At 33.0% G+C, this 11,395-nt stretch carries 7 protein-coding genes; 1 reads left to right on the forward strand and 6 read right to left on the reverse strand.

All coding sequences use genetic code 11. The features are described 5' to 3' along the window. Nucleotides 1-76 precede the first annotated feature (76 nt). Complete coding sequence (locus BSF41_RS22740) at nucleotides 77-790, forward strand: phage integrase SAM-like domain-containing protein (protein WP_095931766.1); 714 nt, start codon at nucleotides 77-79, stop codon at nucleotides 788-790. 63 nt (nucleotides 791-853) lie between these two features. Here BSF41_RS22740 and BSF41_RS22745 read toward each other — a convergent pair whose 3' ends face one another. The 6 genes from BSF41_RS22745 to BSF41_RS22770 form a co-directional block, all read right to left on the reverse strand. Then, nucleotides 854-1,069 carry a hypothetical protein gene (locus BSF41_RS22745; protein ID WP_141248182.1) on the reverse strand — a complete coding sequence of 72 codons (216 nt, stop codon included), beginning with the start codon at nucleotides 1,067-1,069 and terminating at the stop codon, nucleotides 854-856. A gap of 155 nt (nucleotides 1,070-1,224) precedes the next feature. Further along, nucleotides 1,225-5,847 (reverse strand): hypothetical protein, encoded by a 4,623-nt coding sequence (locus BSF41_RS22750; protein ID WP_095931768.1) that lies wholly within the window; start codon nucleotides 5,845-5,847, stop codon nucleotides 1,225-1,227. Between the two features lie 67 nt (nucleotides 5,848-5,914). Continuing rightward, nucleotides 5,915-7,621: a hypothetical protein gene (locus tag BSF41_RS22755; protein WP_253251880.1), complete on the reverse strand. Its 1,707-nt coding sequence runs from the start codon at nucleotides 7,619-7,621 to the stop codon at nucleotides 5,915-5,917. A 15-nt stretch (nucleotides 7,622-7,636) separates the two neighbouring features. Continuing rightward, nucleotides 7,637-8,980 (reverse strand): PKD domain-containing protein, encoded by a 1,344-nt coding sequence (locus BSF41_RS22760; RefSeq protein ID WP_095931769.1) that lies wholly within the window; start codon nucleotides 8,978-8,980, stop codon nucleotides 7,637-7,639. A 53-nt stretch (nucleotides 8,981-9,033) separates the two neighbouring features. Further along, entirely contained in the window at nucleotides 9,034-10,509 is a 1,476-nt protein-coding gene (locus BSF41_RS22765) for a hypothetical protein (RefSeq protein ID WP_095931770.1), read from the reverse strand. Nucleotides 10,510-10,699: 190 nt separating this feature from the next. Next, entirely contained in the window at nucleotides 10,700-11,113 is a 414-nt protein-coding gene (locus BSF41_RS22770; protein WP_095931771.1) for a hypothetical protein, read from the reverse strand. Nucleotides 11,114-11,395: the final 282 nt, after the last annotated feature.

The raw sequence follows: 11,395 nt of genomic DNA on the forward strand, positions 1-11,395 counted from the left end.
CAGGAGTTCCCTAAAAAACACTACAAACTTTCGGCGATTTTAAATCAATTTGATTATTAATTTAAAATTGTGAGTTATGTTAAAAATAATTTTTTATCTCAAAGCAGGTAAATTCAACAAAAGTGGAGAATCTCCAATTTACGCCCGCATTTCATACAAGAAACAATCCATAACTATGGTGGTGGGCAAATCGATCTTAAAAGAAAGATGGCGGTTTACCGACAACTTAAGGAGTATTCTTAAGCTTGAAAAAGAAAAGGTAATTAAAAATACCTTGAATCTTTTTCTTCTGGGCATGGAAAAGAAGTTCAATGAAATATTTAAAATTGATCAGGATTTTTCTTTGCAATTACTCAAAGATGAATTTAAAGGCGAAACAGCCGTAAAAGAAGATTATGTAAGCATAATCGAAATTATGAATAGGCATAATGAGTTCTTTAAAAGAAAGGTCGATGCCAGAGAACGATCTAAAGCTTCGTTCCAGAAATATGAACGTGCAAAAGATTTACTTATCACATTTATGACAAAGCAGTACGGAATACAAGATATCTCTTTGCTTGAAGTGACCAGTGTCTACTTTTACAATCTTGAATTATTTCTTAAATACGATAGTCGTTTTAAAGGCAAAACAGGCATTGAAAACAATTCTGTAGTCAAATATATGCGCATACATAAGACAGCTTGTAAATACAGTGTCAGAATGGGTGTAATAGATAAAGATCCATTTAGTGTTTATAACACCAGAAAATCCAATTTTTCTGACGTTCTTACTTGTTACCAATGCATATAAATACCTTCAATAATTTAATACTAATTATTTTAATTCCTAAATCAAGAAATTACTTTCTCTAGTTTATTTCATTAAATCAGTGTTACTATCAATGAGATAAATTTTATTGTTTTTCAATTTCTTTTTACTGAATTCATTTAAGGAATCGGGTTCTCTACAAATCTTTTTTACTGCATATCCTTCTTTTATAATTAGCATTATACAATTAGAATTTACTTTTACTTTCATTCTAAAGTATCCTTTACCGTCTGTATATGTTGTAGTCCCATTAATATTCACAATTACGTCTTTGAGAGGCTTCTCTGTGTCATAATCATATACATTACCGTCTAAATAATTACTTGTATTACAGCTAGTAAATAACAATACAAGAAAAATGATTTTAAGTCTCATAAAAATCTAATAGTCTATAATTTTTTATACGATTTCATCAGCTACCTGAATTTATTATTGTTTTTGTATTTGTAAGTGTACTCCGTAGATTTTTTATCTCCCGGCAGATTGTACTTCATTAGTATTTCATAGTTTCCATAACGCATAAACTGATAATTACTATTTAAGAAACGTTTTGCGATTGAATCTACACCTGTATCTCCATTAATGTAAGCGTTGACAATTTGATTATTTAAATCAACCCAGTCTTGTTTATAAAGCAAAGGCATATTATACTTAAATGGAAAATTACCTTTTGTCCATGATTGGTTTACATCATTCTCTATACTGGTCATGTAGTAAGCATTCAGCGGAATTGCTTTTGCCGGAATAACTCCTAACTCATCGATATCTCTTTCAGTAATAGTATAATTTCCATTTAAAGGATAATCTTTATACAAGTACGGATAAATATCCCCCATATAATACTCGTCATTTAACTTAGACTGCGCTACGATAATTGGTTTATTATCACTATATGTTACTCCCTGTAATTCAGTCAAATCAAATGCTTCCTGACTTGAAATAGTATTAGTTAAATAAATAACATCTGAATATAAAACTCCAAAATTATAGCTTTGTGTGTTTATGGCATTCATCTTAGCATTGAAAGTTTTATATTTACTGGTACTGAACAAGTAAGATAAACGATCAATACTGCCTTCTGCTTTTGACAATGCATCAGCTTGATTTTCTTTTATTTGTATATCATTACCATCATCATTGATTGTATTTGTTCTTGTTGAAGATCCGGTGTTTCTAGAGGGAGACTGTTTTAAACTGCTGACAATTGAAAAGTTATATTTCTTTTCCTGCTTAATATCGGGCAATTCATAATATACTTCATTTTTATTGGTGTCATAATTGAAAGCGGTTGCTTTTGCATTGGAAGCACCTTCTTCATTTACTTTGATACTGGTTTCCCAGCTTGCATCTTCAAATAAATAATCCTGACCACGCTTAAGCTGAATATATCCTTTTGGATATTCTTCTTCAAGGAAGTATTTCTGATCTACTACCGGGTAAGAATATTTAATATTGTTAAGCGGAATATGATTTGGTGCACCTCCTGTTGTAAATAATCTTTCTTCGTATTCTGTGGCTACTTTTCCATCAACTTTGATCGGCTGAAAAACACCGTTTATCATTTTTTGGAAACTAACCTCAACCTGAACTTTTAGTTCTCTGTTTGGTGGTAAAATATCTGTTGAAACAAAATTTACTTTGTCTTTCATCGAACCCCATTCAAAAGTCCCTGGTATTTCAGTTGTACCATCGAATAATTTGAATTTCTCTAAAATGATTTTATAAGTAACATCGCCTGTATCTTCAGGTATTACAAAAGCTTCATTAACTTTCATTGAAAAAGCTGCTTGCGGAACAGCAAACACATCAACATCTGCTGAGCTTTGCTTTGGAGTTACATCTGTAATCAGTTTAATTCCTCCTAACGGCGATCCATTTTCAAATTGGCATTCTTCACCTATTTCAAACTTAAAACGGAATTTTCCTTTTATTAATCCTCCCAGAACGTTCATATTTCCACCCACATAACCACGCATCCAAACCGGATTTGGCAGTTTTGCCTGCAATAATACGGCTGCTCCTCCTGAGATGATTGGAACTTTTATTTTTACAAATGCCAATTTTATTCTAACTCCAAGTTCTCCTTGCAAATAAGCATACGACTGACCATTTGCATACCAGCCATTTATTCCCACAGTCTTTCCCGTATTCGAACATCTAGCTTCCTGATAATCTTTCAGCATAATATCAAATCCCATTCCAGCTTGAAAACGCGCATAGAAAAGAAGGAAACTTAAATCTCCCGTATCAAAATCTAAACTTGCGCCAAAAGCCATACCGCCTCCATTTGCGAGTGAATTTTCATCGCGCATATAGTCTAACTGCTTGGCATCTACTCCTAAAATCTGTGCCACAACTGCCGGTGGTGGCGGGCTTGCGGGAAGTACCGTTCCGGCCATGAAATAACTTGTAGTTTTCAGGTACATTCCAGCTACTCCAATTTTTATACCGCATCTGTCATCTGGTGTTCCCATATACATATACCAGTCTTTTGGGTCTTTATGAAAAACTCCCCAAACTGCTCTTCCTCCAGATCCTGTACCTGAAAGGAAATTTCCCGGGGTATTAATATACACATCTGTTGTAGCATGCATAGATTTATTCTGAAAATCAAGCTCTACTGCTGCTGCCATTTTTATACCTACTGCAGCAGATAAATCTCCCGGAATTGCTTCTTTTGCTTCTGGAATATATTTACTGGCAAAAGATCCTTTCAGATCAGTTTCTGTAATACCTAAAAAGCTTTTCTTTGAAGTAACATTTGTAGCTACTTTTTCCATTAAGCCACTAATTTTTTTCATTCCAGGGATTTCTGCTAATACACTTGCTTTTCCAAAAATTGCCAGTCTGTTTACTCCGCCTTTTGCGTTAAAAGCCATTTCAAAACCAGCTTCTCCATCGCAAATTTTATCCGAACCTACAGAAAAATAAATCAAAGCTTTAAGTCCTAAACTTATTTTTTCATCTGGCGTATAACTAAGTCCTGAAAGTGAAAAATCTGCTATTGACAAATCCTGATTTCTTCTCATTTTGTAGTAAGCTCCTCCGCCAAAACCATTTATCATAAACGGAGATGGTACAGAAGGCCATTGAACAGCGGAATCAAAATACCAGTATCTAAAAGTAGAGCGTCCAAAAATAGCTTTAGCCTGAACATTCACTACACCTGCAACATCAACCATAAGATCTGCATTGAAGCCATTACCATATACAGGATCATTTTCCATTAAGATAAGACCTCCTTTTATTGTTAGTCCGCTGAATTGGCAGTCAATATTAATAGCTGATAAATCAAGACCATCGTATCGGCTTCGCTGCCTATAGCCATCCTCATACATTTTGCCTTTAATTCCTATTCGAGCCGAAGCTCCTGCCCCTACACTTTCCATTAAATTTATTCCTAAATCAAAATCAATTCGGGAATCATTTCCATTAATAGCAACATTTATATTACCTATCGATACAGGGAAATTAGCAAAGGCTACTGTTCCTTTATATCCCATATTGCGAACAGAAATTATTGGAGAAACGGTTTGCAATTGTAAATTTTCAAAGGAAATTCCTTTAAAATCAACCATTCGTTTTCCTTCTACCTCCTTATCATCCGTAGCGTTCTTATTTGTTCCAAAAGAAACCGTTCCGTTTAAATTGGCTTTGGGTAAAAATCTTCCGTTTATTAAATTTAATTCAACGGAACTATTGGGCAGTAATAATGCTTTTGCTTTCCAGATATCAAAAGATAAAGAATCTTTAGTAGCAACAACTAACTGCTGCTCACTCATGGATATAAATCCATTGTAAAGCAATCCCTTTCTATTCGTTTGTCCTGAATTTGTTGAAGATGAACTCGTTGATTTAGTAATTGGCAGTAAAATTTCACCGCTCAGATTTGCTTTCACAAATGTATTAGCGGCAATAGTCACATCGATATGATCTAAGGAATAAGCCCATGATTTTTCCTCACTAGTGATACCCTTATTTAAAGGAAATATATTATCAGCATAAAAAGTTCCAGAAACTCCAAATTTATCTATAATAAGATTTTGAGCTCCTACATAGATTCTTTCTTTATTCGATGCAGTATCCGAGGTTTGAAACTCCTTTGGAAGCCCCACTTCAAAGGCCTGAATAAATACACCTTTCCATGCTTCCGGGCTTGGTGATAATAATGCGTTTTTTGTATAATATTCAGGAAAAAACACGCTAGGATCGTTCTTTAAATCACTTAAATCCAATACAGCATTACTTACCAAAAAGGTGAAGTTACCATCAAAATCTTTTCCATTTCGTTTGTCTTTTAAAACAAAAGGCTGTAGGCTTACATTAACTAAAATGTCATTCCAATCACTTCCTATAAAATTGAATTCTCCTCTAACTCTATTCGGAATTTGAACTGGTATACCATTATAATAAGTTTTGGTAGTAGTCGTTGCTGCTTCGTCAACTGAACCTGTTTTTGGATCAATAGGTAAAATTAGATTTCTGGAAAACTCGACTGCCCCTGATATTTTCATTTCCTTAAAGCCGTCACAATCAATTGTTACATAGGTCAGGTCTTTGTTATGTCCTGTTGCCATATCAAAACCTCCGTATAAGGATAATTGCCATTTATTATCACTGAACGGAATATCTACATTTCCCAGCAATACGAGTTTAGCTTCACCTATGATACCTCCCTGATGGGAAAGTTTTACATCATCGGCTCCAAAAAACAATTGCATCGGCTGTCCGTTTGGACCTTTCTGCGGGATATCAACCCTGCAGAATACCGTCAGCGTAGTATATTCAGGAGAAAATACTGCTTTTGTTATCCCGATAGAATACTCTACATTGTTTACGGTATTTCGAATCCCCACAGGAAGTTCGACCAAATCCTGATTCGAAAAATGATCTACCCAGCGGTCTGCCGCGGCAATCTTTTCTATTGACCCCGTAGCTGCATTCAGCTCTTTTGGAGGTGCTATATCCTGCCCGTAAGAACTAAAAAACCAAAACAGAATAAATAAAGCAGATAAATGTAATTTGTAAAACTTTTTCATAGTAAATAATCTATATTATGCTTGAAACCTGAATCTCAATATGTTTTTATATAAGTCGTTCCTTTAGCTAAAAGCTGTAGCCATAGTTAAAATTCAATATTATGTCATTGTTGGAAGGCTTATTGGTTGAACTTCTAAACATTGACGTCATATCTAATGAAAAATTATGCTTTTGCATTATAGTGTAACTGTTATTCAGTTTTATTCCAAATACAGAACTTGAACTTGCATCGCTTTGAGTATTGTTATATAAAAAGCCAAAATTGGCATTCATTTTTTCTTTCAATAACTTTTTAGAAACACCAACTGAAGCACCAACGGATGAGTTATCAAACTGACCAACCTGGTTATTGGTATAATTTAAAGAACTATTCAGGGCCGTTTTAATTACAAGGAAATTTACTATATGAGATAAATTATAATTCTGTACGGTGCTTGCCTGTCCTTTTCTTATAATACCGCCTTGTTCATTGGCCTGACCTGCAATACTATAATTAAAATTCATATTTTGGTTTTTCTTTTTTCCAAAAGAATAACCAATATTTAGGTTTGCATTTTGAGATAACTGCTTATAATCTAAAGTATCGGCAGCTACAACATTTGGATTATTAATGAGTTCAAACTGGTCCGTTTTTTTATTGGTGTAGGTCGAAAAATTAGAATAACTCCCTGTAAAATTAAGCTGGTCCGTAATTTTATAATTCATATTTATAGAACCCACGACACTCTTAGTATCTTGTTTTTTCTCGTGTGCCAAATCATCTCTTTGATATCCTAAACTAGCTGCTATATTTATGTTATCATTATAAAAGGGTCTTGAAAGGCGCAATGCAATATTTTCTAAATCATTATTAAAGTACATTGCTCCCAATGTATTGTAATTGGGATCAATACGTTCATACATTAATCCAAGTCTTGTTTTTTGTATGCTGTAATCAAAATTTACATTTAATGCGTTTAAGAAAACAGTACTTTCTTTTGCAGAGAAAAGTCTGTCCTTAAAATTTCCTCCTTGGAGTGTTTCTGCACGTGTATCGTCTGTTAATACTGATAGCGCATACTCTACATTAAAAGTTAAATCTTTTAATAATGATGTACCAAAAAGCAGACTGTTTACAAAATTTGATTTAGGTGTTACTTCACTATCATTTCCTGTTAAGTTGAGCGAGTTTACATTGTCTTTGGCATAAAAGCCAATCCAGCCTATTTTATATCTTTCTTTTTCGAAACTTGTTTTTATGCCGTAACCAAATCGTTCATAAACGGGAACGCCTCCTAACGCATTTTCTTCTGATACTGATTTTAATAATTGTCCTCCCATTAAACTAATTTTAAATGGGCTTCTTGGTGTCAATTCAAGACCAACGCCTTTAAAAGGATAACCGCTTAAGGTATAAGGCGAAAAAGTCATGTTTGCATTACCTATATAAGCTTTAACCCATTTGTACTTAGGCATGATACAAATTCGATTAAAATCAAAGGGAGCGGTATAACCCAGATTATTTCCCTGATTGGTCAGGCTGTAAAATACCGGAATATTAAAACTGAATGCACTGACATTTAAATTTCCTGAAAGCAGATAAGTAAATGGCTCTCTAGAATTTTGCTGATTAGAATTATAAAATATCATGTTAGCATTTACTCCACCTGTAACTTTAAAATTAGGCTTGTAAAAATTCTCTAAATCAACATCCTGCGAATATCCATTTTTAGTAACTAAGAACAGTAGAACAACTAGGAGTTTTAACCAATTATTTGTATTATTTATTTTCATTAATCGATTCCTCCTTTATTGTTTTTGTACTTTAATGTCACATAAAATATAAGAGCTGGTTCCGTTTTTTACCATATCTTTAATTTTGATTGCCCCCTTTCGTCCATCCTGTGTTTTGAACAAAATTATTCTTGGATACGTCCAGCCAAATTGCTGTTCTCCTGGTGCGCTATAACTTATGTTTAATGATTTTATTGGAGTATCGTTTGTCATTGCATCAAACTGTGTTTCGTTAAAGTTTAATCCGCAATTACAAAGATTTTGAGAGTTTACAAAAATGGTGCTTTGAGCATTTTTTAATGCCAGAAATCCATAGTTATTGACCTGATCCGGCGAAATGAATTTGTTATAGGTCAAATTGCTATTTAATCCCTGAAATACAATATCAATTAAGCCACTGTTCTCTTCAGTAATTTCATTTGCTTTATACACTTGCCTAGTGATGGTCGAAAACATTGCTCCAATATTTTTGTTATTGTGCGCCGAGTTTATACCTAACTTGATATTGGTTAAAATACGCAGATTTGTATCGGGCTGTACCGTAATTGTTGATTTAAAAATCTGGCTTGATTTATCGTTTGAAGCTTCTAGAGTGACTTCATGAACCCCAATACTTGTAAACATTACCGTTGGATTTTCTTCTGTTGAAACACTCGGATTTCCTCCCACAAAAGTCCATTTATATTGGGTCGCACTGATTGATTTATTGATAAAATTAATCGTTACTGGCGACTGATAATCGTCGTTTTCAAATTTTGGTTCATACGAGAATAAACTCATCAAAAGTGGTGCAACTGTAATTGTTTTAGTTACTTTTTGAGTTTCAAGCCCATTTGAAACTGTTAGGGTAATTGCATGCTCTCCTGGAGTTTTAAAAACAACATTAGGAGGTATTTTACCCGAAAAACTGGTTGGCATTCCGTCCTGAAAATCCCATTTAAAAGTAAGCCCTTCACCAAGAGTATTATTGGTAATAACTACCTCAGCGGGTGAGAAATTACTTTTTACAATTTCAGCGGTAAAATCAATATTAATTCCGTCTCTAATTATAACCGTTTTACTGATTTCTTTACTCTCTCCATCTGCATTTGTTGCCCTAAGTTTTATAGTATATGTTCCTTGTTTATCATACAGGATTTCTCCCGGATTTTTTAGATTTGAAGTACTCGGACTTCCTCCTTCAAAAGTCCATTCATAAGTATCGGCACCAGAAACTTCACTATCGATTTTAATGATAACGGGGACCGATTCTTTAGCATTAATATACGAAATCGTAAAATCACCTTCTACGGCTATAGAGATTTCCTGATAGCATGAGGTAGTTGCAATAAATAGGAATAAGAGTAAAGCTTTTTTCATTTTGTTGTATTTTAAACCACTACAGTTTTGAGGCTGTAGTGGTTTTTTAATTTTTATTTACTGCAATTATTTTTATAATCTTCTAAAACCTTAATCAGTCCTTCAAGGGTTTTAAAATCATAATTTTCGAAGACAAACGAATCGCATTTTAGATATTCAGCAACATTTTTTTTCAGTTTATCATTGCTTGATTTGTTGGCATATAAACCTTTTTCCTGCGTTGGTATTTTTATAATAAAATCAGATGACAGTAATGGATCAACCAGAATCATGTATCCATTTTCTTCATACAAAATTTTGTAGAAGCTGGAAAAATCAAAACTTAAAGAATTTAAGCTACCAGCTGCAGCCATTGTATTTCCTATCGTTTTTAATCCTAAATAACATTCTTCTTGTCCGCTTTTCTCGATACAGAATCTGGTTCCGCTTTTTGATTTAAAATTTTCTGTTTTCTCACGGCCTTTTTCATTGGTAAATTTTAATGTTACCGTTTTTCCATAAGAGGTCATATCTGGCGTTCCGCTTGAATATTCAGATTTTATTGATTCAAATTCTGCTGTTATTGGCCCTGATTTTTTTTCTCCTTTTTCATTGATAACATATCCGTTCTTTTCATAAATGTTGGCAGAATTTGAACGTTCTGCTATTATTTTTTCTGCTGAAGCTTGGGCTTGCTTCTCTACCTTTGCTTGAACTAAAACTAGTCCCTGATGCTGCAACGGATAACCATTACCTACCAAAACTCTGACAATATTCATAGCTGTAATGTCTTTACTCATTTTGTACCCCATAGGGTTACCGTGGTTATCAAAAGCAGCTTTAAATACTTTTTTATCAAAAGTGATGAGTTCTTGATTTAATAATTTATCATAACCCGAAGCCATACCAGCCTTTGCAAACCATGTTGCTATTCGATAATTATCTAAATCGACTACTTCATACTGTAATTCTCCATTTGTAGCTGGTGATATTACCTTGATATAGCCAATGCGTTTATCAAGCGGATCTTGATTTTGTGCTTTCATGCTATAAATAGTACCTGCATCATCGATTGATAATTGATAGGTATCTGCAATTTTATTAGCCTGATCTATTACATTTTGTTTACCCAAACGCTTTGCTGAAATACCAGCTGATTCGCTATCCAAAAATTTATCAATCTCGTCTTTATTCAAGCCTTCGGCAGTAAAATAATTTCGATCTAATAGTTCGTATATAATGCTCCTATCATAATTGGAGGCACTGAATTTTCTGCTCTTGAAATCCAGTTCATTCCATTTTCCTGTTGCTTCATCTTTTATTTCAATCCATGGAAGTGTTAACGACGGTTCATTAGAAACACTTTTGATCTCAGCAGTAATTACATAGCTTTTATCTACATTGTAAATCGTAAAAATTGGCTTTTTACCTTCTATATACCCTACCGTTTTTTCGTCTAGTTTTATTTCTCCCTTCTCAATTTTAATTTTTTGCGCGGATACACAAACAGTATATAGTAATATAAATAGGGTTAAAAAATAATTTCTCATGTGTAAATACTTTTTTTAAATTAATTTTAAACATAGGAATAGCTAGCCAATTTGTTTAAATGACTACGCTATTCTTTAATTGTAATGTGTGGTATTGTTGGTATATTTAAGTTGTAAGCTTAATTATGGGATTAATAAAGCTTCTCTAGACATCTTAAGAACTTAGCATGAATAATAAAGCAATTTAGTTTTAAATAGTATCAATAAATTTTATTTCTGATATATTGTCTAAAACAGTAAGCAACATTTCAGAATAAAAAGAATAATTAGTTAAATTAGTTCCAGAAACTTTTTCTCTATTAATATTCAATAAAATCATGACTTCTTTTTTACCTGGCAAAAAATGAAGCAAACCTCCTATATTATTTTTATTTAGCAAAGCAATTCCAATAATTTCATTATTAGTAAATCTTTTATCTAACGAATCTAATATGAGATCATAATTGTCTATGCTTTCAATTTCCCAATCGAAATCATTATTTACTAAAAATGTAATTTTATTATAATCGTTATAATGCCATTCTTTTTCAAATAATAAATTTAAAAAATCAATTACGTCTAGATCTATTGAATAACTTATTTGTATTGATGCCTGTAGTCCCATATTTTAATCTAAAATTTCATAAAAATAATTCTCCCGCTACCGCACGAATCCTTTCTTGTGGTCGTTCTACTTAAACCCTTCAAATTATGAAATTTATAATTTTTACTCATTTTAATATTTTAGATTTTTAAAAACTAGAACTTGACATACTTTGCGCCACACGAAAGGATTCGTGCGGGAGCGGGGGTACAAATCCTTTAAAATCATTAGTAAATGAATTGGTCGGAAATTTTTATTAATCTACTTTTTCATATTTATATTTTCTAGATATTGGTTCTAGAA

This window comes from Flavobacterium sp. ACN2 (assembly GCF_002303885.1).
Lineage (GTDB): Bacteria > Bacteroidota > Bacteroidia > Flavobacteriales > Flavobacteriaceae > Flavobacterium.

Coding starts and splice junctions, on each gene's coding strand:
- BSF41_RS22765 (WP_095931770.1), bottom strand. CDS start 10,509: ATGAGAAATTATTTTTTAACCCTATTTATATTACTATATACTGTTTGT.
- BSF41_RS22755 (WP_253251880.1), bottom strand. CDS start 7,621: ATGAAAATAAATAATACAAATAATTGGTTAAAACTCCTAGTTGTTCTA.
- BSF41_RS22750 (WP_095931768.1), bottom strand. CDS start 5,847: ATGAAAAAGTTTTACAAATTACATTTATCTGCTTTATTTATTCTGTTT.
- BSF41_RS22770 (WP_095931771.1), bottom strand. CDS start 11,113: ATGGGACTACAGGCATCAATACAAATAAGTTATTCAATAGATCTAGAC.
- BSF41_RS22740 (WP_095931766.1), top strand. CDS start 77: ATGTTAAAAATAATTTTTTATCTCAAAGCAGGTAAATTCAACAAAAGT.
- BSF41_RS22760 (WP_095931769.1), bottom strand. CDS start 8,980: ATGAAAAAAGCTTTACTCTTATTCCTATTTATTGCAACTACCTCATGC.